The organism is Kitasatospora sp. NPDC056138, assembly GCF_042264695.1.
GTDB lineage: Bacteria > Actinomycetota > Actinomycetes > Streptomycetales > Streptomycetaceae > Kitasatospora.
Window position 1 is genome coordinate 1 of the sequence record NZ_JBHJVK010000101.1, and the last position, 21952, is coordinate 21952.

Annotated in this window: 16 protein-coding genes and 1 pseudogene; 14 read left to right on the plus strand and 3 right to left on the minus strand. The window is 72.9% G+C overall.

The window, feature by feature from the left end; all coding sequences use genetic code 11:
* A pseudogene (locus ACFC1R_RS35860) lies at positions 1–95 on the plus strand (lytic transglycosylase domain-containing protein); the annotation flags it as partial.
* Positions 96–246: 151 nt separating this feature from the next.
* On the opposite strand, the gene ACFC1R_RS35865 reads toward ACFC1R_RS35860, so the two are convergent.
* Entirely contained in the window at positions 247–1887 is a 1641-nt protein-coding gene (locus ACFC1R_RS35865) for an ABC-F family ATP-binding cassette domain-containing protein (RefSeq protein ID WP_375945906.1), read from the minus strand.
* Between the two features lie 220 nt (positions 1888–2107).
* Here ACFC1R_RS35865 and ACFC1R_RS35870 point away from each other — a divergent pair, with 220 nt between their 5' ends.
* From ACFC1R_RS35870 to ACFC1R_RS35925, 12 genes are all read left to right on the plus strand, one after another.
* Positions 2108–3313: a hydroxymethylcytosylglucuronate/cytosylglucuronate synthase gene (locus ACFC1R_RS35870; protein ID WP_375945907.1), complete on the plus strand. Its 1206-nt coding sequence runs from the start codon at positions 2108–2110 to the stop codon at positions 3311–3313.
* A gap of 39 nt (positions 3314–3352) precedes the next feature.
* On the plus strand, positions 3353–4354 hold the full coding sequence (blsE, locus tag ACFC1R_RS35875) for a cytosylglucuronate decarboxylase (RefSeq protein ID WP_375945908.1): 1002 nt from the start codon (positions 3353–3355) through the stop codon (positions 4352–4354).
* The gene (gene blsF / locus ACFC1R_RS35880; protein WP_375945909.1) at positions 4342–5301 is read left to right on the plus strand and encodes a CGA synthase-related protein; all 960 of its coding nucleotides are present in this window, start codon (positions 4342–4344) and stop codon (positions 5299–5301) included. The genes blsE and blsF overlap by 13 nt, the downstream gene beginning before the upstream one ends.
* Positions 5302–5546: 245 nt before the next feature.
* Positions 5547–6713 (plus strand): arginine 2,3-aminomutase, encoded by a 1167-nt coding sequence (gene blsG / locus ACFC1R_RS35885; protein WP_375945910.1) that lies wholly within the window; start codon positions 5547–5549, stop codon positions 6711–6713.
* Entirely contained in the window at positions 6710–7888 is a 1179-nt protein-coding gene (locus ACFC1R_RS35890; protein WP_375945911.1) for a DegT/DnrJ/EryC1/StrS family aminotransferase, read from the plus strand. Before blsG ends, ACFC1R_RS35890 begins: the two co-directional genes overlap by 4 nt.
* Entirely contained in the window at positions 7885–9213 is a 1329-nt protein-coding gene (locus ACFC1R_RS35895) for an ATP-dependent carboxylate-amine ligase (protein WP_375945912.1), read from the plus strand. Before ACFC1R_RS35890 ends, ACFC1R_RS35895 begins: the two co-directional genes overlap by 4 nt.
* Positions 9210–10463 carry an MFS transporter gene (locus ACFC1R_RS35900; protein ID WP_375945913.1) on the plus strand — a complete coding sequence of 418 codons (1254 nt, stop codon included), beginning with the start codon at positions 9210–9212 and terminating at the stop codon, positions 10461–10463. The genes ACFC1R_RS35895 and ACFC1R_RS35900 overlap by 4 nt, the downstream gene beginning before the upstream one ends.
* A gap of 247 nt (positions 10464–10710) precedes the next feature.
* Positions 10711–12597 carry a hypothetical protein gene (locus ACFC1R_RS35905; protein WP_375945914.1) on the plus strand — a complete coding sequence of 629 codons (1887 nt, stop codon included), beginning with the start codon at positions 10711–10713 and terminating at the stop codon, positions 12595–12597.
* A 55-nt stretch (positions 12598–12652) separates the two neighbouring features.
* Positions 12653–13270, plus strand: a complete 618-nt coding sequence (locus ACFC1R_RS35910; RefSeq protein ID WP_375945915.1) for a class I SAM-dependent methyltransferase — start codon at positions 12653–12655, stop codon at positions 13268–13270.
* 110 nt (positions 13271–13380) lie between these two features.
* The gene (locus ACFC1R_RS35915) at positions 13381–13908 is read left to right on the plus strand and encodes a nucleoside 2-deoxyribosyltransferase (RefSeq protein ID WP_375945916.1); all 528 of its coding nucleotides are present in this window, start codon (positions 13381–13383) and stop codon (positions 13906–13908) included.
* A gap of 94 nt (positions 13909–14002) precedes the next feature.
* Positions 14003–15352 carry a M1 family metallopeptidase gene (locus ACFC1R_RS35920; RefSeq protein WP_375945917.1) on the plus strand — a complete coding sequence of 450 codons (1350 nt, stop codon included), beginning with the start codon at positions 14003–14005 and terminating at the stop codon, positions 15350–15352.
* Between the two features lie 61 nt (positions 15353–15413).
* The gene (locus tag ACFC1R_RS35925) at positions 15414–16625 is read left to right on the plus strand and encodes an FAD-dependent monooxygenase (RefSeq protein ID WP_375945918.1); all 1212 of its coding nucleotides are present in this window, start codon (positions 15414–15416) and stop codon (positions 16623–16625) included.
* A gap of 218 nt (positions 16626–16843) precedes the next feature.
* Here the strand turns inward: ACFC1R_RS35925 and ACFC1R_RS35930 are convergent, their stop codons facing one another.
* The gene (locus tag ACFC1R_RS35930; protein ID WP_375945919.1) at positions 16844–18466 is read right to left on the minus strand and encodes a SufS family cysteine desulfurase; all 1623 of its coding nucleotides are present in this window, start codon (positions 18464–18466) and stop codon (positions 16844–16846) included.
* The gene (locus ACFC1R_RS35935; protein ID WP_375945920.1) at positions 18453–19862 is read right to left on the minus strand and encodes a family 2B encapsulin nanocompartment shell protein; all 1410 of its coding nucleotides are present in this window, start codon (positions 19860–19862) and stop codon (positions 18453–18455) included. The genes ACFC1R_RS35930 and ACFC1R_RS35935 overlap by 14 nt, the downstream gene beginning before the upstream one ends.
* Positions 19863–20485: 623 nt before the next feature.
* On the opposite strand from ACFC1R_RS35935, the gene ACFC1R_RS35940 reads away from it, so the two are divergent.
* Positions 20486–21907, plus strand: a complete 1422-nt coding sequence (locus tag ACFC1R_RS35940; RefSeq protein WP_375945921.1) for an amino acid permease — start codon at positions 20486–20488, stop codon at positions 21905–21907.
* Positions 21908–21952: the final 45 nt, after the last annotated feature.

A 21952-nucleotide genomic window follows, 5' to 3' on the forward strand; every position in this document is an offset into this window, starting at 1 on the left:
CCACCCAGATCAAGTGGGCCTACACCTACATGAACGAGCGCTACGGCAGCCCCAACGCCGCCTGGTCGTTCTGGGCCGCCCACCACTGGTACTAAGCCAACCCACACCCCCCACAGCACCACAGCGAAAAGGGGCCCCGTGCACACGCACCGGGCCCCTTCGCCACACCCACACACCCCCACCCCACCCCACCCCACCAGCACAACCCCGGACACAACCCCCGCACAACCCCCGCACAGCCCCGGATCAGCCCCGGGCGTAGCTGACCCGGCCCTCGTCCCAGACCGGCTCGTCGGCCTCCACCACCCGGCCATCCTCCCGGAAGACCAGGAACCGGCTGAACACCCTGGCGAACCAGCGGTCGTGCGTGACCGCGAGCACGGTGCCGGTGAAGGCGTCCAGGGCCTGTTCCAGGGCCTCGGCCGAGATCAGGTCGAGGTTGTCGGTCGGCTCGTCCAGCAGGAGCAGGGTCGATCCGGCCAGTTCGAGCAGCAGGATCTGGAAGCGCGCCTGCTGACCGCCGGAGAGCGTCTCGAAGTTCTGCCGGCCCGCCCCGGCGAGTCCGTAGCGGCTCAGGGCGGACATCGCGCTCTCCAGCCCCAGCCCCTCCCGGTCGCCCTCGCCCCGGCCGAGGATGTCGGCCGGGGTGCGGCCGAACCACTCCGGGTGCCGGTGGGTCTGGGCGAACAGCCCCGGCCGCACCCGCGCCCCCAGCCGGCACTCGCCCGAGTGCTCCACGGTCGGCGCCCCCTCGGCGCCCGACTCGTCCAGCAGCCGGAGGAAGTGGCTCTTGCCCGAGCCGTTCGAGCCGAGCACGCACACCCGGTCGCCGAAGAACACCTCGAGGTCGAACGGGCGCATCAGGTTGGTGAGTTCGAGGTTCCGGCAGGAGATCGCCCGGACGCCGGTGCGGCCGCCGCGCAGTGCCGGTGCGACGCGCTGCAACCGCGGTGGCGCCGCGGGTGGACCGACCGCCTCGAACTTCGCCAGCCGGGTCTGCGCCGCGTGGTAGCGGGAGGCCATCTCGTCGCTGATGGCGGACTGCTGACGCAGGGTTCGGACGAGCTCCCTGAGCTGCTCGTGCTTCTCGCTCCAGCGCTGTCGCAGCTCCGCCGCCCGCTTCCAGCGGGCCTCCCGCGCCTCGTGCCAGGTGCCGAACCCGCCGCCGTGCGTCCAGGCCGACCCCCCTTCCAGGGTGATCACCTGGGTCGCCGTCCGGCTCAGCACCTCGCGGTCGTGCGTGATCAGCAGCACCCCCTGCCTGGTCCGTGCCAGCTGCTCCTCCAGCCAGCGCTTTCCCGGCACGTCGAGGTAGTTGTCCGGCTCGTCCAGCAGCAGCAGTTCGGCCGGACCGCGCAGCAGGGCCTCCAGGACCAGGCGCTTCTGCTCGCCGCCGGAGAGCGTGGAGACCGCACGGTACTGCGCGATCCGGAAGGGCAGTCCGAGCGCCGCGACCGTAACGGTGTCCCAGAGCACCTCGCAGGTGTAGCCGCCGACCTCGGCCCAGCTGGACAGGGCCTCCGCGTAACGGAGTTGGGTGGCCTCGTCGTCGGTCTCCATCAGTTCGAGCTCCAGCGCGTCGACGGCGGCCGCGGCCGCCTGCTGCGCCGGAGGCGCGACGCTCAGCAGCAGGTCGCGTACCGTCCGGTCGTCGCGGAGACTGCCGATGAACTGGGGCATCACCGCGACCGCCCCCTGTCTGCGGACCGAGCCGAGCTGGATCGGCAGTTCACCCGAGAGCATCCGCAGGAGGGTGGTCTTGCCCGCGCCGTTGTCGCCGACGAGAGCGACCGTCTCCCCGGCCGGGACGCGGAACGACACGTCGCTGAACAGCTCACGCCCGTCGGCGAGGGTGTGGCCGAGACCGCTGGCTTCGAGGTGGCCCATGGCCCGGAAGCCTAACCGCACCGCCGGCCCGGTTCGGAGCATTTCGGCCACGCCGGGACTCTTCACACCAATGACCGATCACATCGAATACGAATATTTCCATTAGGAATATTCACCCTCCAGCCGGAAGGGGCCAATAATCCCCTTGCGCCGATCAGCCGAATACGCAAAGGTTGTGCCCGATCGAAGCCTGCCCGCCCAGGAAGCCGAGACAGACCCGATGCACACTGATTCAGCTGCGCAAACCGTCGCCGTCGCCGGGGCAGAATTCGGCTGGGGCAGCTCAGGGAAGCTGAGCGCGATCCTGTCGGCCCTGCAGGAGCGCTCCCCCGTGCCGCTGAGATTCGTCGGCCTGGCCACCGGTCTCGGCCGTCCGCTGCTCTCCGCGCACTCGGTCGACCGCTGGTACGACCTCCCCGCCGACGACGCGCCCGGCGCCGTCCGGGAGATCGCGCACTCCGAGCGGGTGCGGGCCGCGGTGGTCGTCCTGGACGGCCTGACCGCCACGGCACTGGAGGCCTCCGGGGTCCCCACCGTGTTCGTGGACAGCCTGCCCTTCATGTGGACCGAGGGGGACCGTGCCGCGCTGCCGCTGGACGCCGCCGTCTACTGCGCCCAGAAGTGCATCGAGCTTCCCCCCGAATGCCTGGAGGTGCTGGCGTCGGTCCGCGCACTGCGCTGGGTCGACGCGGTCATCGGCACACCCCCGCCCGCCGTCGGCCGCACCGCCGCCCGGCCGTTCCGCAGTGCCCTGGTCAACCTGGGCGGCCTGCGGGCCCCCCGGCTCGCCGACTGGACGAACTACCCGAGGGCCGTCGTCCCCGCCGTGCTCGAAGCACTCGCCGCGTACGGCGTCCACGAGGTGCACCTGGCGGGCAATCTCCCCGCCGACCTCGCCGGGCGCCTGGTCGACGCCACCCTCGCGCCGTCGCGGACGACCAGCGGAGCCCTGACGCACGGCGAGTTCCTCGACCGGCTGGCCGACTGCGACGTCCTGCTCACCTCCCCCGGGCTGACCACGCTGCTGGAGGCGGGCGCCGTCGGCGTCCCCACCGTCTGCCTGCCGCCGCAGAACCTCAGCCAGATCTTCAACGGCCGCTTCCACAGCCAGTCGGTCGGGGTCGACGTCAGGGTGGTCTGGCCCAAGGACGTGCTGGTGGAGGAGGAGGCCCTGGCGCTCCGGTCGCAGGGCGAGGACCACGCCCTGGAGCTGATCTACGGCGGTGTCGCCGCAGCAGCGGCCGCGGCGGCCGGTGGCCGGCGGGCGGGCGCGGCCCTCCGCGACGGCGTGCTGACCGCGCTGCGGCGCTCGGCCGCCGAGGGCACCGACTGGGGTGCGCTCACCTCGACGGTCGGCACCGGTGGCGCCGCCCAGGTCGCCGACATCCTGCTCACCACCCTGCGAGGTGCCTCCCCACCCGCCTGACGCCCGGCTCGTCCTGCCCCTCCCCACGAACGGTCCGGAATGCCCTCCACTGCGCACACGCGTCACCGCTACCTGTTCATCAGAATCCTGGAAGCCTGCAACGCCGACTGCTTCATGTGTGAATTCGCGCTCTCCCGCGACACATTCCGCTTCTCCCGGGAGGATTTCGCCGAATTGCTGCCGGAGGCCCGGGATGCCGGGGTGGCCTACATCAGATTCACCGGCGGTGAACCGCTCATGCATCCGGATGTCGTGGAACTCGTGCGCTCGGGCACCGCGGCGGGAATGAAAATGTCCCTGATCACCAATGGCTCGCTGCTGCCGAAGATGGTCGACCGGCTCGCCGAGGCGGGCCTGGCCCAGGTGATCGTCAGCCTGGACGGCGCCTCGGCGGCGACCCACGACACCTACCGGCGCTCCCCCGGCATGTTCGACAGCGGCCTGCGCGGGCTCCGCGCCGCCGCCGCGCTCGGTGTCCTGCCGAGGGTCAACACGGTGGTCGGCCCGCACAACTACGCCGAAATGCCGCTGTTGCAGCAGGTGTTGACCGAGGCCGGAGTGCGGCAGTGGGAGCTGTCCGCGCTGAAACTCGACCGCGCCATCAGCTATCCCGCCCCCGACCGGGTGCGCGCGGTGTGCGACCCGGTCTACGACGCCGATCCACGCGCGCTGCTGGTCCCGATGGGCAAGCGCTTCTACGGGGACACCCCTGCGGAGCAGGAGCGCTACTTCTCCGAGTCGATCACCCCCCGCGCCTCCCGGCCGCTGTGCCACGTCGCCGACGACGTCATCTACATCGACGGCAAGCACGGCCGGATGTACGCGTGCAGCTGCATCCCGCACCGGGAGGACGACGAAGGGCCCGGGGGCGCCCCCGTCCGCGAGGAGGGCGTGATCCGGCTCGACACGCCGGTCTTCCGGACGCACGCCGACTTCTTCCGCCGGCGCGGTCCCGAGGTGTGCAGCGGCTGCTCCACCACGGCCGCCGGGTACAGCGACGACGTCGCCCGGCTCGGGTCGGTGGCGCCGTGGCAGTACTGACCCCCGGAGGCGCCGCAGCGCCCGCACCGGCCCGCCGGGTCCTGCTGGCCTGTGACGAGGAGCAGCTGGACTCGACGCTGGCGCTGCGCCGCGTCACCGCCCACCTCGGCGACCTCTTCCCGGTGGGTCCGGCGTCCGACGGCGCACCGTTCGACGGCCCACCGCCGGACGCCGCACTGGTCTGCGACGACGACGCGGCCACCGCCCGGCTGCTGGAGCTCGGCGTCCCGGTGGTGCACCTCCAGTCGGGCCACCGTGTCCTTCCGGCCGGGGCCACGGCCGACGCCGCCGCCGGCACGGCCGACCGGGCGCTGCGCCGGTTGCACCGGCCCGGCTGGCTGCCCGGCCCGTGGTCCCCGGCAGCGGGTGCACGGCCGACCGGAGCGCTCGCGCCCGTCCGGCTGACCAGGAACCGGGTACGCGCGGGGGCACTGCTACTGCTGTCCGCACGGGGTGTGCCGGAGCGGGAGGCGGACGCGTTCGCCGCCGGGCCGCTGCGGGCCCTGGTCCGTGCGGCGGTCGCCCGCACCGGGCGCTGCGAGGTGGTCTGCGACACCGGCCTGGCAGCGGTCCGCTGCGCGCTCGACGGCCTCGCCGACGGGGTGCGGGTGAGCCGCGCCGCCGAGGTGGACGTGGACGCGCTGCACGCCGCCGCCGACGTGTTCGTCGCCGCGCCGACGCTGGGCGCGCTCGCGCTGGCCCAGGCCCGGCGCGCGCCGCTGGTCTTCCTGCCGCCGCTCGGGTCCGCCCAGCGCGAGCTGGCCGAGCGGGTGGCGCAGGTGGTCCCGGTGCCGCTGGCCACCGACCCCGGCGACCCGTCCCTGTGGGTGCCGCCCGAAGCGGGCGGTGCCGGGCAGTGGAACGCACTCGACCCCGGTCTGGACGACCTGCGCGGTGCGCAGCGGGTCGCCCGCACCCTCCGCCAGCTCTCGCTCGCCCCGCTGTGAACCCCGTCCCTGTCGTAATCGCCCCCGTCGTAATCGCCCCTCTCGTACCCGTCTATCCGTCCGCGCTGAACGTGTCCGTGCCGAACCCGCCCGGGACCGGCCGTCCACGCCTGACAGCTGTCCACACCGTGGCCGCGCGTCCCGGGGGCTGCACCACGCCCCTCGGGACCGCGGTCGCGCGTGCCCCGGCAACCCGCTTCGACCCATCGAAGACCCATCGAAGACCTGTCGACCCTGGAGCCGCCATGTCCGGCACACCCCGCGCAACCGGGACCACCGCAGGCCCCGCGTTCATCCGACCCCGGGTCCCGGAATCCCAGTGGAACGACTGGCGCTGGCACATGCGCCGGCGGATCACCAGCATCGAGAAGGCCCGGCAGTGGATCAATGTCAGCCCCGACGAGGAGAAGGCCATCGCCGGGGTGGCGGGGAAGTACCGCTGGAGCGTCACCCCCTACTACGCGTCCCTGATGGATCCCGACGACCCGCTCTGCCCGGTCCGCCAGCAGGCCGTGCCCGCGACCGGGGAGCTGGTCGAGTTCCCCGGCGCGGAGGTCGATCCGGTCGGTGACACCATGTACCGCAAGACCAACCGGGTGGTGCACAAGTACCCGGACCGGGTGATCATGCTGATCACCGAGGCGTGCCCGGTCTACTGCCGGCACTGCACGCGGAAGTTCCACACCACGGATGTGAACGGCACCTACTTCCGTGACGACGAGGGCGAGTCGTTCGACGAGGACCTGCGCTACATCGCCGAGCACCCGGAGATCCGGGACGTGCTGCTCACCGGCGGCGACCCGCTGTCGTACCAGGACGGCAAGTTGGAGGAGATCGTCGCCGGGCTGCGGGCGATCCCGAGCGTGGAGATCATCCGGATCGGCACCCGCTTCCCGGTGCTGCTGCCGCAGCGGATCACCGACGAGTTGTGCGCGATGCTCTCCCGGTACCACCCGGTGTGGCTGAACACCCACTTCAACCACCCCAAGGAGATCACCCCTCAGGCCGCCGACGCGGTGGACCGGCTGCTGCGGCACGGCATCCCGGTCGGGAACCAGACCGTGCTGCTCCGGGGGATCAACGACGACGTCGCCACCATGCGCACCCTGATGACCGAACTGCTGCGGATCCGGGTGCGGCCGTACTACCTCTACCACTGCGACAACGTCACCGGTGTCTCGCACTTCATGACCTCCGTGGAGAAGGGCTGGGAGATCATGGAGGGCCTGCAGGGCCACATCACCGGGTTCGGGGTGCCGCAGTACGTCCTGACCACGAAGATCGGCAAGATCCCCATCTCCCAGCCGTACTTCACCACCACCCCCGACGGCCTGCTGCTCCGCAACTACCGAGGCCAGCAGATGGCCGTCGACAGCGCGGTGCACCCGATCACGGAGTCTGACACCCGATGACCCTCGACAAACGGCTCGGACAGCGCTTCCTGCCCTACGGCGCGAACTACCTCGACTGGTCCGACATGGCGGAGCTGCGGGAGGTGATCGACCACCAGGTGCTGTTCCGCTACCAGACGGAGACCGAGAGCATGGCCTCCCGGCTGGAGCGCCGGTCCGCCGAACGGCTCGGCGCCCGGCACGCGTTGGCCGTCCACAACTGCACCGAGGCGCTGCGCCTGGCGCTGATCTCCACCCGCCCGTCCGTCGGCGACCTGGTGTACGTCCCGGCCGTCACCTTCGTGGCGGTGGCCGGGGCGGTCCTCTCCTGCGGGCTGATCCCGGTCCTGGTCGACGCCGACGAGTCGCTCTCGCTGGACCCCACCCTGCTGCCGCCGGACGCCCGGCGGGTGGTCGTGGCCCACATGGAGGGCACCGTGGCGTCCCTGCCCGAGGGCGTGCCGTACGTCGTCGAGGACTGCGCCCAGTCGCTCGGCGCCCGGTTCGCGGACGGCCGGCACGTCGGGACGGCGGGCTACGCAGGGACGTTCAGCTTCCACCACAACAAGGTGCTCACCTCGGGCGAGGGCGGGCTGGTCGTCACCCAGGACGACGACGCCTGGGCGACCATGCGCTGCTACCACGACCACGGTTCGGCCCGGGTGCCGGGCCACTACCCGACGTGGAACCCGGACGCCCACTTCGGGGAGAACTTCGTCACCAGCGAGCAGGTGGCGGCCGTCCAGTACCAGCAGTTCCGCCACCTCGACGAGCTGCTCGCCGGGCTGGAGCGGATGTACGCGATCGCCATGGCGGAGCTGCCCGACCGCGCCGATCTCCAGGTGCGGCCGCGGGCCGCGGGCGACGTGAAGGTGAGCCTGCGGTTCCGCTGTGAGAGCCGCGAACTGCGCGACGCGGCCGTGGCCGCCCTCACCGCCGAGGGAATCGCCAACTGGACGCTCGGCAAGTACCTGCTGACCGAACACCCGGTGCTGACGGGCCGGCGCTCGCTCTACGCCGACGGCTTCCCGTGGAACCACGCCCCAGAGGGGCCCCTCGTCCTCAGTCGCGACGGCTTCGCCCGCACCCGCGACCTGCTGGACCGCACCCTGTGCGTGCCGCTGTCCCCGGAGCTTGCCGAGCAGGACCAGGTCCTCGCGGTCAAGGCCGTCCGGCGGGTCCTGGAGGCGGTGTGAGTCACGGTCCCGTGCTGCTGATGGTGGACGACCGCGCGTCGTCGTTCACCCGGTACGCCGCCCGAACGCTCCCCGACGACCTGGTGCTGCTGCGGTTCGCCGAGTTCCGCCGGGACCTGACGGAGGACTACCTGCGGGAGACCGCGCACCTGCCGGCCTTCTGGGTGCGCGAAGGGGTGCCGCCGGCCGAGGAGGCCCGCCGCTACCTGGACTGGGCCGCCGGGCTGCCCGTACGGCCGACCCGCTTCTGCAATCCGTCCGAGCCGCGCCAGGCGGTCGCCCAGCAGTTCGCCGCGCTGGCCGGACTGCCCCATCTGACGGAACGCCAGGTGGCCTGGGTGCGGGACAAGGCCGAGATGAAGACCCGGTTCCGCGAACTCGGCCTGCGGACCGCCGCGTTCGCGCGGGTGCGGCGCGCCCTGGAGGTCGAGTGGTTCGCCGAGCGGCACGGCTGGCCGCTGGTGCTCAAGCCGGTGGACTCCTTCGCCTGCGTGGACACCTACCGGCTCACCGGCCCGGACGCACTGGCCGGGATCGACTTCGCCGCGCGGGACTGGATGGTGGAGGAGTTCCTCGGCGGCACCGAGTGGGAGGTGTGCACGCTGATCCACGGCGGTGAGGTCCTGGACGCCTGGCCGAGCGCGATGCCCTGCCGCCCGCTGGACATCGTCGACGGCGCGATGAACGCCAACATCAGCGTCGGTACCGACGAGGCACCGCCGGTCGACCTGCGCGCCCTGCTCCAGCGCATCGTCACCGGCATGGGGATCGACCACGGCTACGCCCACATGGAGTTCTTCCTGGTCGACGGCGAGGTGTTCGCGGGCGAGATCGGCGTCCGGCTGGCGGGCTGCGAGATCCCCGCCAACCACGGGCACGCCTACGGCTTCGACGTCTTCGGCGCCACCCTGGACGTGTACCTCGGCCGCCGCCCCGACCTCCGGTACCGTGAACGCCGTTGCGCGGGAGACCTGTTGCTGCCGCTGCCCGGATCGGGGACGGTCCGCCGGATCACCCCCGCAGCGGAGTTGCTGGGGCTGCCCGGGGTCGTCGAGGCCGTGCTCAGGGTGGGCGTCGGCGACCCGGTGTCGGCCCGGCGTGCCTCGCACAACGCTTCGGGGTACGCCCATGTCGTGGGAGCGTCGATCGGCGAGGTGGAGCAGCGGATGCGCGAGGTGCTCGGCACCTTCACCATCGAGGTGTCCGCGGACCGGGAGACCGACGGCACCGCCGCCCCGGCCCCGGCCGCGCGGACGACCGGCGCAGCAGCCACGGCCGCCGCAGCGGCCGCCGCAGCGGCCACGGAACGGGGACCGGCCCGGTGACGAACGGCCTGCCCCGGCGTTTTCTCGACCTGCTCACCCGCAGCCGGGTGGCCCAGGTGGCCTGGTGGAGCGTCGTCTCCAGACTGCCCGTCTACCTGATGTCGCTGGCCATGGTGCTGGTGGTCCGTGAGCAGGGCGGCAGTTACACACAGGCCGGTACGGCCGCCGCGCTGTACACCGTCGGCATGGCGCTCGGCAGCCCGCTGATCGCCCGGCGCCTCGACCGCAGCGGGCGGCGCGCGGTGCTGGCCGTCACCGGCGTCGGCTACCCGGCGGCGCTCGCCCTGCTGGCGTGGACCACCCGGCCCGGTGGTTGGGCGCAACCCGTCGCGGCGCTGGTCGCCGGGGTGGCGCTGCCGCCCGCGAACGCCTGCATGCGCTCGCTCTGGGCACGGCTGCCGCTCGAGGAGGACGAACGGGAGACCGCCTATCTGTGGGAGGCGCTGCTCACCGAGGTGCTGGTGATCGGCGCGCCGTTGATGCTCGCCGCGCTGATGCTCGCCGGGTCCGCCGGAGCGGCGCTGACGGTCGTCGCGACGGTCGGCGGCTTGGGGGCCATCGGTCTCGGTCTGGTCCGGCTTCCGGCGGGCACCGAGCCGACGCCCCCGGGAGAGCGGGGAGCCGGTCCGGCCCAGGGGCGCGGCGGGTCGGACCGTCCGCCGGGCCCGCTGCGGGAGCCGGCGATGCTGGCGCTCACGGGCATCATGGCCACCTGCGCCGTGCCCATCGGTCTGATGACGCTCGCCATCCCGGCCTTCGTCGCCGCCCACGGGTCGTCGGGCGGCACCGGTGCGGTGTACGCGTGCTGGGGGGTGGGCAGCGCGCTCGGCGCACTGTGGCTGGGGCGCTCCCGGTCGCAGGTCGCACTGCACCTGCGGTTCCCCCGGCTGGTGCTCGCCTACGCCCTCGGTACCGGGCTGACGCTGGCGGCCACCTCCCGGCCGGCCCTGGCGGTGGCCCTCGCGGTCGGCGGCGCACCGATCGCGCTGGTGTCCGCCGCCGAGATGACGCTGGTCAGCACGGTCGCGGACAGCCGCTCGCTGGCGGAGGCGTTCACCTGGGCGTCGCTGGCCACCGTGCTGGGGGACGCGGTGGGACAGCAGGTCGGCGGGCTGCTGATGGATCCGGTCGGTCCGCGCGGGGTCTTCGGCCTCGCCTTCGCCGCCGCCCTGGCCGGGGCCGGCCTGGCCTTCGCCTGCCGGGGGCTGCTGGCCCGCGGCCCGGCGGTCCCCGCGGAGTGCGCGGCATGACCACCCGACCAGGCGACTCCCCCGGGAGCGCGGGGACGCGCGCGGGCGCCCCGCCTCCCGGTGCGGCTCCGGCGGTGCGACCGGCCCGCCCCGCAGCAGTGCGGGGGCCGCGTGGCGTGGGCATCCGGTCGCCCGGGCGCTTCCCGACGCCCGGACCCGCGCCGGTCCGCCCGCCACTTCGCGTCCCGCGGGCCCGGCCCGGCTGCCGTCCCCCGTTCCTTCCTTCCTGCCAGCGAGGTAATCCGTCATGAATGCTGTCACCGGCCAGCGGCCCGACCGGCCCCATCCGGGGCCGGACTCCCCGCTCTTCCGACCGGTCACCTACGGGCAACTCCCCGGCGCGGTCAAGGAGTTCCTGGCGACCGACGAGCCCACGGCGGTGCCCGTACCGGTCGAGGGGCGCCCCGACCTGGCGCAGAGCGTGGAGCTGGCCTCCCGCCTGTACACCGGCGTGCAGCGGCCGCACCCGCTCGACCTCGGTGTCGTCCTCGGTGCGGAGCAGCTGCCCGAGGGCGTCGCGGCGCTGGCGCGCCCGCTCGCCCGTGCGTGGGTGGCCGAGGAGGAGCTGGCCGACACCGCCGCGTTCCATGCCCACCGCCGTGGGACGCTGCTGGTCGTCGGCGGCTACGACCGGCTCAACCTCGATCCGGTCCGGGCCCTGCTGCTGGCGACCTACCGCACCCGGGAGCACGGGCTCACCCTGCTGAGCGGTCGCGACGGCGCCTCGCTCGCCTGGAACGTGGCCAAGCAGTACGCGCGGCCCGCCGCCGGGGTCGACGCGGTGGGCCTGTTCACCGACACCGACCGGCCGCCGCACCTGCCCGGCATCGAGGTCTTCGACGACCGCGACTTCGAACGCGCGGACATCCAGGCCGAGATCCTGGGCACCCGCTGGCGCCGGGTGGCCTTCCAGGGCCACGGCAAGGACGACAGCGTCAACCTCGGCGAGTTCACCATCTGCGGCCTGAACCACGAGGTGGCGGCCAGGCCCGGCCTGCTCGGCCCCCGGTGCGCCTACGGGCTGCCCTGCTACAAGCCCGAGGACAAGCTGGTCCCGCTCAACCGGGTGGCGGCGGTGGAGCTGGTGCTCAGTGCCTGCAACAGCGGTCCGCTGGCGGACCTCGCGCTGTACGACCCGAAGTACCAGCTGCTGCTCAACGCCCTGGACGGACCGGCCCGCACCGTCGTCTCCGCCGTCTCCGTGCACGACTCCGACCGGCCCGAGAACGTCGCCTGGATGCGTGCCGCCCTCACCGGCGCGGACTCGGTGGACACCCTCAACGCCAGCCTGGCCGGCTCGCACCCCTACCCGGCGTTCATGCGTTTCGGGCTCCCGCAGGCACCGCAGGACGCGCCGGCCGCTCCCGAGCCGGCCGAGCACCGCCCCGACCCGCTGGTCCTCACCGTGGGCCGCCGGCTCACCGCCCTGCTCACCTCGGAGCTGCTGCCGCACAACCATCCGCTGCGCCCCCGGCTGACGAAGCTGGCCCGCAAGGTGGACCTGTGGGTGTCCCGCCCCACCCACCTCGCCGACCAGTCGCCGGCGGAGATCCGGTCGTCCCTCACCGCGGACCTCCAGTCGCTGGACCACGTGATCACCGAGCAGGTCGCGGCGAACCCCGAGAACGAGATCATGAACTACCCGGCGCACTTCGGGGACCGCAGTTCGCTCGATCCGCAGGTGTGCGAGGTGACCTGCCACTGCGGCCGTCCCGCCCAGGAGTTCACCCGGCGCGGGCTGCTCCCGCACATCCTGGACACCACCTGCGCGGTCTGCATGCGCTGCGGCGACGTCACCTTCCGCCTGCCCGAGGCGCCCGCGCTGCTGGCCCACGCCGCGGACGAGGTCGAGCAGGGCGGGGTGCTGGAGGTGCGCGCCTCGCTCACCGCCGCACGCCCCGGGCCCGTGCGACTGGGCCTGTTCGTCCCCACCTACCTGCGCGAGGACACCACGGTGGAACCGGCCACCACCAGGGTCAGGGCCGCGGGCCGGCAGCCCGAGGACGTCGCCTTCCGCGTGCGGTTCGCCCCCACCACGGCACCGCAGGCCTACTACTTCACGGTGTTCGCGGTACAGGACCTGGCCGTCTCGACGGCCAGGCGGCACTTCGGCGTCGTACCGCGCCGCGTCTGATCGCGCGCCAGCCCCCCACCGGAACCCCCAACTGACGGAACGAAGGACGGTTGTCATGGAAACGCAGGCCAAGCCCGCGATCGAGCTGATCGAACGCGACGGCGAGGTGACCTTGAGCATCGGCGGTGAACAGGCCATGCAGGCCTGGGAGCGTGACCTGATGTGGGCCAGCGCCGACATGCTGTGCGAGTACGGCCAGGACTTCTACGAGGTCGGGCTCGGTCTCGGCCTGTCCGCGCTGCGCATCGCCGGCAACCCCGCCACCCGCAGCCACACGGTGCTCGAACTCTTCGGGGAGGTCGAGGACCTGTTCCGGGCCCGGCACCCGCAGCTGCCCGACAACCTCACCATCGAGCGCGGCGACTTCTTCCAGCGCGTCTTCGCCCTGCCGTCGGCCAGCCTCGACGGCATGTTCTTCGATCCGGCCCTCGACATGGAGGTCTGGACCAATGCCGACCTGTGGGCCAGGACCATGCCGGAGGTGGTCCGGGTGCTGCGTCCGGGCGGGGTGTTCATCCCGTTCTTCAGCACCAAGCCGGAGCTGCGCTGGCAGTACCTGCCGCACTTCCGCAGCATCCGGGTCGAGCGCCACCCCTACGTGGCGTACGACACCACCGAGTACACGTACGGCACCAGCGGCGACGCGTACATCCAGTGCTTCCGCAAGGTGTGACACCCGCACGCAGTGACGCACGGGGCGGTACTGCCCCGCCAGTCCACGACCGCCCCGCCGGTCGGCCCTCACCCGACGCCGCGCAGCGGCCTTGCTCCGGAGGTACCGGTATGACCACCGCACTGACCACTGACCACCCCGACGACCTGGACGTCCTGGACGTCCGTTCGCTGTTCCTGGCCGGCCCCTTCATCCAGCTCCTGGATCCGGCCACCGGGGAGATGCCGGACGAGGCCCGCGCCCCGTTCGACATCCTGATCAAGCACTTCGAGACGCAGGGGATCTCGGTCCACAACGCCCACCGCCGGGAGGCGTGGGGAGCGGAGCTGATGCGGCCGGAGCAGTGCACCGGGCTCGACCAGGAGGAGATCCGCAAGGCCGACGTCTTCGTCGCGCTGCCGGGCTTCCCGGCCTCCCCCGGCACCCACATCGAGGTGGGCTGGGCCAGTGCCTTCGACAAGCCGATCGTGCTGCTGCTGGAGCGGGGCCGGGAGTACACCTTCCTCGTCCAGGGCCTGCACACCGTGGCGACCGTGGAGTACGTCGTGTACACGGACATCGCCGGGTCGCTGGCCGCCGTCGACCGGGCGGTGCGCCGGGCGGTGACCCGGCACCGGGCGGCGGCCCGCGGGGAGTGACCCGCGCCGGCACGGGCCGGACCGTCCCCCCGGGCGGCCCGGCCTCCGGTGACCGCCGTCCAGCCACGGGTGCAGACCGGCCCGAGAGGATCCGATGAGAAACGCCCTGGCGCTGCTCGCCACCCTGGCCGTCGTCCTGACGGCGGTCGGCACCGCCTCCCCCGCCTCCCCCGTACCGGCCGCCGACCGGGTGCGCACTCCCGCTGCCCCGGCCTACGTCGTCGAGCTGACCAGCGATGCCTCGGGGGGCAGTTGGCGGGGCCACGAGAGCGTGAGCTTCACCAACGCCTCGGCCGTTCCGCTGCGCGAGGTGTACCTGCGGCTGTGGGACAACGCCCACGGCGGGTGCCCGGCGCCGCCGGTCACGGTGACCGCCCTCACCGGCGGCACCGCAGGACCGCTGTCGGTGGACTGCACCGCGCTCAGGGTCACCCTGCCCGCCCCGCTCGGCCCGGAGGAGAGCGGCTCGATCGGCTTCGACCTGAGCATCGACGCCCCCCGCCGCACCGACCGGTTCGGCCGCGACGGGCCGTACACCTTCCTCGGCAACGCCCTTCCGGTGCTGGCGGTCGAGGACTCCGCGGGCCCGCACCTCGACCCGTACACGGACCACGGCGAGTCCTTCTACGCCCTGGCCGCCGACTTCGCCGTCACCCTGGACCACCCTTCCGAGCTGCTGGTGCCCGCCACCGGCAGCTCCGTCGACACCTTCGGCGCTCCCGGACGCACCGTCACCAGGGCGGCGGCGAGCATGGTCCGCGACTTCGCCTGGGCGGCGGGCCCGTTCCGCAGGGTCGCCGCCACCTCCCCCGCCGGAGTGCGGGTCAACGTCTACTCGACGGCCGACGTCACCCCCTCGGACGCCGGGTCGATGCTGGCCCTGGCGACCTCGGCACTCGACGCGCACGCCCGGCGGTTCGGCGCCTACCCGTACGCGGAGCTGGACGCCGTGCTGGACGGCCACTTCTGGTTCAGCGGGATGGAGTACCCGGGGTTCGTCCTCGACCGCGTCAGCATCACGGCGCTGGTCCACGAGCTCGCGCACCAGTGGTGGTACGGCATCGTCGGCGACGACCAGTACCACGCCCCCTGGCTGGACGAGTCGTTCAGCGAGTACGCGACCGACCTCGCGCTCGGCCGCACCGGGGAGAACTGCTGGGACGCCGTCTCCTGGGCCTCCCCGGACGAGCGGCTCACCGACTCGATGCGGTACTGGGACGCCCACCCCTCCCGGTACGAGACCGTCGTCTACGACTACGGCAAGTGCGCCCTGCACGACCTCCGCCGCCTGATCGGCGACGGCGCGATGGCCGCGCTGCTCCGCGACTACGCGCGCACCCACTGGTACGGCGTCTCGACCACGGCGGACTTCAAGGCCGCCGCCCGGGCCGCGGCCGGCACCGACCTGACCGGGTTCTGGAAACTGCACCGTATCGGGGACTGATCCACTCGCCCGCCGCCATACTCGTTATCCGGTGGACGGACAGCGAGGAGAGGGGCCGACTGTGTGCAAGGGACGGGTGGCGGTCGTGGGCGGGAGCATCGCGGGGTGCGCCGCAGCGCTCGCCGCGGCGCGGACCGGCGCGGACGAGGTCGTGGTGTTCGAGCGGGCCGCCGGCCGGCTCCAGGACCGGGGCGTCGGCCTCGCACTGCACAACGACCGGTACGCCGAACTGGAGGCGGCCGGCTACCTCGACGCCGGGATGCCCTGGGTCCAACTGGCCCGGCGGCCCTGGGTGGTGCGCGAGGGGACGGCTCGGGCCGGACGGGAGATCGGCGCGCTGCCGTTCCCGTTCCGCTCGTACAACTGGGGTTCGCTCTGGCAGGAGCTGCGCAACCGGATCCCCGGGGTCGTCGACTACCGCACGGGGGCGGCGATCACCCGGGTCTCGCCCGAGCCGGACGGCGCGCTGGTACAGCTGGCGGACGGCAGCGAGGAGCGCTTCGACCTGGTCGTCGGGGCGGACGGCTACCGGTCGACCGTGCGGGCCGCGATGTACCCGGACACTGCCGCCCGGTACGGCGGCTTCCTGGCCTGGCGCGGCACACTGCCCGCCGACCGGCTGCCCGCCCCGCGCGAGGCGTTCCCCGAGCAGGACGCGACGACGGTCGCCTTCCCCGGCGGCCACATGATCGTCTACCGCATTCCCGGACCCGGCGGCCGCGGGACCGACGTCAACTGGGTCTTCTACACCAGCCCGCCGGCCGCCGAAGGACTCCGGTTCGGCGACCCGGCGACCACCCATCCCAGGTCCGGCAGCGCCGAACTGACGCGCCACCAGCACGAGCTGGTCGCGGCGCACTTCCCGCCCTACTGGCAGGAGGTCATCCACCTCACCCCCGCCGAGTCGACCTTCGTGCAGCCGATGTACGACATGGCCGTGCCGCACTTCGCGCGCGGGCGGCTCGCCCTGCTCGGCGACGCCGCCTCGATCGCCCGTCCGAACACCGGCAGCGGTGCCATCAAGGCCCTGCAGGACGCCGCCGGCCTGGAGCGCGCCCTGCGGTCGGCCGACAGCTGGGAGGAGGCCCTGCAGGCCTACGACGCCGACCGGACACCGGTCGGGCGGGCCACGGTCGAGCTCGGCCGGAGCCTGGGGCGCGCCCAGGTCCAGCAGACCCCCGAGTGGGCGGCCATGGACCAGCGGGCGATCGAGCAGTGGTGGCAGGAGGCGGGCGGCGGCAACGGGTTCGGCGGGCAGGCCCTGCGCCGCTGACACCCGGGCAGTCGGCGCCCGGCCCCCGGCCCCGTCGTCCGGCACCGTCGTCCGGCACCGGCTGCGGCGGCGATCCGGCGGCGCTGAGCACCGCCCGACTCGCCTCGCGCCTCTCCTCGTTCTCCTCGGCACTGGCGAGCCGTCTGCAGCCGACACCCACGGGGTGACCGGTGGAGCGGGTGGGCGGGCGCCGCAGCCGGCGCCCGCCCGGCGCGCCCTCAGCCCGCCCGCTCCTGCAGGCCCTGGAGCGCGGCCACCAGGGTGTCGACGTCCTGCACGGTGTTGTACAGGGCCAGCGAGGCCCGGACCGCACTCTGCAGGCCGAAGGCGGCCAGCGCCGGCTGCGCGCAGTGGTGCCCGGCACGGACCGCGATGCCCTGCTGGTCGAGCGCCCCGGCCAGCGCGATCGGGTCCGTTCCGGCGAGCAGGAAGGTCAGCACCCCGATCTTCCCCGGCGCGTTGCCGATCAGCCGCAGCCCGGGGACCGTCGCCAGCGCGGCCATCGCGTACCCGGTGAGCTGCTCCTCGTGCGCCGCGGCGGCCTCCCGGTCCAGCCCGGCGAGGTACCGCAGGGCCGCCCGCAAGCCGGCGACGCCGGCGATGTGGCCGGTCCCCGCCTCCAGCCGGTGCGGGACGGGGGCGTACGTGGTCTCCTCGAAACTCACCGAGTCGATCATGTTGCCGCCGCCCTGCCACGGGGGCATCGCCTCCAGCAGCTCGCGCTTGCCGAAGAGCACGCCGATCCCGGTCGGGGCGAAGATCTTGTGCCCCGAGAAGGCGTAGAAGTCGGCGTCCAGCGCGGTGACGTCCACCGGGAAGTGGCTCACCGCCTGCGCGCCGTCGACCAGCACCTTGGCGCCGTACCGGTGGGCGAGTGCGGTCATCTCGGCCACCGGCGGGACGGTCCCCAGCACGTTGGAGGCGTGGGTCAGCGCGACCAGCCTGGTCCGGGAGCCGAGCAGGTCCCGGTACGCGTCCTGGTCCAACTGCCCGTCGGGGAGCAGCGGGATCGGCCGGATCCTGGCCCGCCGCTCGGCGGCGATCAGCTGCCAGGGCACCAGGTTGGAGTGGTGCTCGGCCGCCGAGACCAGGATCTCGTCGCCCACGCCGAGATTGGCGCGTCCCCAGCTCTGTGCCACCAGGTTGACGGCCTCGGTGGTCCCCCGGACGAAGACGATCTCGCCGGAGTCCTCGGTGCCGAGCAGGTCGGCCGCCGCCTGCCGGCCCTCCTCGTACACCTGGGTGGCCTGCTTGGCCAGGCTGTGCGCACCGCGGTGGACGTTGGAGGTGCCCATCGAGTAGTGCTCGGCGACGGCCTCGGAGACCTGGCGGGGCTTGAGCGTGGTGGCCCCGTTGTCCAGCCAGACCAGCGGCCGGCCGTTCACCTCCCGGTGCAGCTGCGGGAAGTCCCGCCGGACGGCCTCGACGTCGAAGCCGCTCGGCGGCGCGGCGGGCGGGGCCGAGGGCGGCGTCACCGTCGGTGTCCCGACCGGCTGTTGCGGCAGCCAGTAGCGGGGGCCACCCGCCGCGTGAGCGAGAGCCGCGGGCAGCGGGCAGGTCTCCGGCGTCGGGAGCGTCCCCGCCTGCGGGACGCCCCCGGGCAGGCCGGCCGGCGGCACGGCACCCGTCTGCGGCACGGTACCCGCCGCCGGAACGGCGGTTGCCGTCGGCAGCGAACCCTGCAGCGGGGCGGCACCCTGCACGGGGACGGCTGCCTGCGGCGGAGCCGCGCCCGGCGTCACCGGCCCGCTCGTCATGGGGAGTTCACCCGGCAGCCCGGGCGGAACGGCGGCGAGCCGGCCCGTGCCGGTGCTGCGCCCGAATCCGTCAGGAGTAGTCATAGTAGTTCGACACCTCGACGTTCTGAAGCACCGCGATGGCGTCGTCGACCAGCGCCGCGGTCGAGAAGTAACTGGTCACCAGGTACGAGGTGATGGCCTGGCGGTCGACGCCCATCGGACGCACCGACAGGCCCGGCTCCACCTCGTCCGGCACCTTCGAGGGACGCAGGCCCACCACGCCCTGCTCGGCCTCGCCGACCCGCATCAGCAGGATGTTGGTGGTCCCCGGGGCCGAGTTGGCCGAGCCCTTGAGGTCCAGCTTGTCCGAGGGCAGCAGCGGCACGCCGCGCCAGGTGAGGAACGGGCTGCCGAAGAGCTCGACGATCTGCGGCGGCACCCCGCGCCGGGTGCACTCGCGCCCGAACGCGGCGATCGCCCTCGGGTGGGCGAGGAAGAACGCGGGCTGCTTCCAGACCCGGGCGAGCAGCTCGTCCATGTCGTCCGGTGTCGGCGCACCCCTGCGGGTGTGCACCCGCTGGCCGGGGACGACGTTGTTGAGCAGCCCGTACTCGGGGTGGTTGAGCATCTCCCACTCCTGGCGCTCGCGCAGCGCCTCGGTGGTCAGCCGCAGCTGCGCCTGGACCTGGTCGATCGAGGAGTTGTAGATGTCGGAGACCCGGGTGTGCACCTTCAGCACGGTCTGCGCGATGCTCAGCTCGTACTCGCGGGGGCTCTCCTCGTAGTCCACGAAGGTCTGCGGCAGCTCGGGCTCGCCACTGTGGCCGGAGGTCAGGTTGATCGGGTGCTCCCGGTCCGCCGGGCCCTGGCCGTTGGCGGCGTACGCGTCCAGCTGGGTGCGCAACGCGGGTTCGCGGTCGGCGAGTTCGGTGAGCATCCGGCGGTCGAGCGAGAGCACCGTACACGCGGTGACGGCGCGGACCTGGTAGGGCATCGCCTCGCCGCGCACCCAGGCGGCGGTGTCGAAGAAGTCGCCGTCGCCGAGGACGGCGAGCAGCGCGTCCTCGCCGTACTGGCCGGTGGCGCGCTTCTCGGCGCGGCCGAACGCGAGGATGTGCAGCTGCTCGACGGGGCCGTCGGGGCCGGCGATGAGCTCGCCCGGCTCGACCTCGCGCTGCACGAAGCCTCCTGCCAGGGCGCTCAGCAGCGGGCTCTCCAGCGGGCGGAGGAAGGCGATCTCGCGCAGGTCCTCGGCGATCACCCGGGCGGCACCGCCGCCGTCGGTGTAGGTGCTGATCAGGCCGTCGCCCAGGATGAAGCCCCGGCGGCGGTTGACCCGGTAGACACCCGCCTCCAGGTCCACCCAGGGCAGGGCGCGCAGCAGGTAGCGGGGGGTGATCCCGAGCATCTGCGGCGCGGTCTTGGTGGTGGTGGCCAGGTTCCTCGCGGCGGAGGTACTGAGGCTCTGCTGGTTCTGCTGCACGGTCTCGGTGGTCATGGCTGATCCTGGTCCTTGTCCTGGGTCCGAAGAACTGATGGAACGTCAGAGCACCTACTGCGAAAGGGAGATCCGCTCTCGGTGCGTTCGCCAGGGAGATTGTTGCCACACCGTCGCGCCGACGTGAGCATGTTCGATTAGACCGGTTGGTTCCGGTGCGGAGCATCAAGGCATCCGCACCGCGAAACTCAGGCAAAAATATGAGTTGGGCCATAAGCGGTACTGAGATGTTCGAAAGTTCCCGTTGGAGATCGGTGTTCTCGACACCGCTGGGCCCACAAACCCTCGGCGGCTTCCCGATCAACCGGCGCACGCCGTCGTCACCGCCGAGTCCGGGGAGGCGGTCCGTTCCGAATCCGCCCCACCGCGGGGGCCGCTGCTTCGCCGCCCGGGGGGGAACGTGTCGCGCCGCGACCCCCGGTGACCTGCACGAACCCCTCGATCCGGCCGTACCCGCCGGACCGGACGGATTACCGGTCCACGGGCCGTGGACCGCAAGTTTTGCGGTGTCATATCGGGCCCGCTGAACAAATCCAACCGATTTGGTACGAGGTATCGCCTACGCGAGCATTGTCGAACGCTCCACAGAGCGCGCGCAGGACCAGGAAAGGCGCATCACCCTCATGCAGACCAGCCCGGCCGTACCCCGGCAGGCAGCCGAACCCAGCACGCCGCACTCCACCGAGGCGGACACACCCCATGCGTCCGGGGCCGGCCACCCGGCCGACCGAAAGCCCGGACGCTTCGGCCTGCCGACCGCCACCGCTCTGGTCATGGGCAACATCATCGGCGGCGGCATCTTCATGATCCCCGCCGCCGTCGCACCGTACGGGACGGTCAGCCTGCTCTCGTTCGCCGTGCTGACCGTGGGGGCCATCGCGCTCGCGCTGGTCTTCGGGCAGCTCGCCAGGCGCAACCCGCGCACCGGCGGGCCCTACGTCTACGCCCGGGAGGCCTTCGGGGACTTCGCCGGGTTCCTGTCGGCCTGGTCGTACTGGATCACCACCTGGGTCAGCAACGCCGCGCTCGCGGTGGCCGCCGTCGGCTACCTCGACGTCCTGCTGCCGATCCAGCACTCCACCTGGCTCACCATCGGCGCCGCGCTGACCGTCCAGTGGCTGCCCGCGCTGGCGAACCTGGCGGGCACCCGTTACGTGGGCGTGGTGCAACTGGTCTCCACCGTCCTGAAGTTCATCCCGCTCGCGCTCGTCGCGATCGGCGGCCTCGGCTTCTTCGACCCGGGCAAGCTCGGCCCCTTCGACGCCTCCGGCCACGGGTGGATCGGCGGGATGACGGCCGCCGCGGCGATCCTGCTCTTCAGCTACCTGGGTGTGGAGTCCGCCGCGATGAGCGCGGGCGAGGTCCGCGACCCGGAGCGCAACGTCGGCCGGGCCAGCGTCCTCGGCACGGCCGGTGCAGCGGTGGTCTACCTGCTCGGCACGCTCGCCGTCTTCGGCACGGTCGCCCACGACCGGCTCGTCCACTCCACCGCGCCCTTCTCCGACGCCGTCGACGCGATGTTCGGCGGGTCGTGGGGCGGCACGGTGATCGCCGTCGCCGCACTGGTGTCGATGACCGGCGCGCTCAACGGCTGGACCCTGCTGGCCGCCCAGGCCCCGTACGCCGCCGCGCAGGACGGCCTCTTCCCGGCCGCCTTCGCCACCAAGCGCCGCGGGGTCCCGGTCTTCGGCGTCCTGATCAGCGTCTCGCTCGCCTCGCTGCTGACCGTCGTCAACTTCACCGCCGGCTCCAAGGGCGCGTTCAACATCCTGGTGCTGGTGACCACCTTCACCGCCACCGTCCCGTACCTCCTCTCGACCGCCGCGCAGCTCTACTGGCTGGTCCGTGGTGAGGGGGCCAAGGTCGCCGCGGGACGCCTCACCCGGGACGCCGTGCTCGGCCTCGGCGCCTTCGCCTTCTCCCTGTGGCTGCTGGCCGGTGCCGGCTACGCGGCCGTCTACCAGGGCGTCCTGTTCCTCTTCGCCGGGATCCTGGTCTACGTCTGGATGGCCGGCCGCAAGGGCCGGGAGACCGCCGCTTCATAGGGGGTCCGGAGCCGGAACGCCGATCGGGGCGACAGGGGTGAACCC

Excerpts from the sequence above, each read along its gene's own strand:
- ACFC1R_RS35865 (WP_375945906.1), bottom strand. The coding sequence starts at position 1,887 with ATGGGCCACCTCGAAGCCAGCGGTCTCGGCCACACCCTCGCCGACGGG.
- ACFC1R_RS35870 (WP_375945907.1), top strand. The coding sequence starts at position 2,108 with ATGCACACTGATTCAGCTGCGCAAACCGTCGCCGTCGCCGGGGCAGAA.
- blsE (WP_375945908.1), top strand. The coding sequence starts at position 3,353 with ATGCCCTCCACTGCGCACACGCGTCACCGCTACCTGTTCATCAGAATC.
- blsG (WP_375945910.1), top strand. The coding sequence starts at position 5,547 with ATGTCCGGCACACCCCGCGCAACCGGGACCACCGCAGGCCCCGCGTTC.
- ACFC1R_RS35890 (WP_375945911.1), top strand. The coding sequence starts at position 6,710 with ATGACCCTCGACAAACGGCTCGGACAGCGCTTCCTGCCCTACGGCGCG.
- ACFC1R_RS35905 (WP_375945914.1), top strand. The coding sequence starts at position 10,711 with ATGAATGCTGTCACCGGCCAGCGGCCCGACCGGCCCCATCCGGGGCCG.
- ACFC1R_RS35910 (WP_375945915.1), top strand. The coding sequence starts at position 12,653 with ATGGAAACGCAGGCCAAGCCCGCGATCGAGCTGATCGAACGCGACGGC.
- ACFC1R_RS35915 (WP_375945916.1), top strand. The coding sequence starts at position 13,381 with ATGACCACCGCACTGACCACTGACCACCCCGACGACCTGGACGTCCTG.
- ACFC1R_RS35920 (WP_375945917.1), top strand. The coding sequence starts at position 14,003 with ATGAGAAACGCCCTGGCGCTGCTCGCCACCCTGGCCGTCGTCCTGACG.
- ACFC1R_RS35930 (WP_375945919.1), bottom strand. The coding sequence starts at position 18,466 with ATGACTACTCCTGACGGATTCGGGCGCAGCACCGGCACGGGCCGGCTC.
- ACFC1R_RS35935 (WP_375945920.1), bottom strand. The coding sequence starts at position 19,862 with ATGACCACCGAGACCGTGCAGCAGAACCAGCAGAGCCTCAGTACCTCC.
- ACFC1R_RS35940 (WP_375945921.1), top strand. The coding sequence starts at position 20,486 with ATGCAGACCAGCCCGGCCGTACCCCGGCAGGCAGCCGAACCCAGCACG.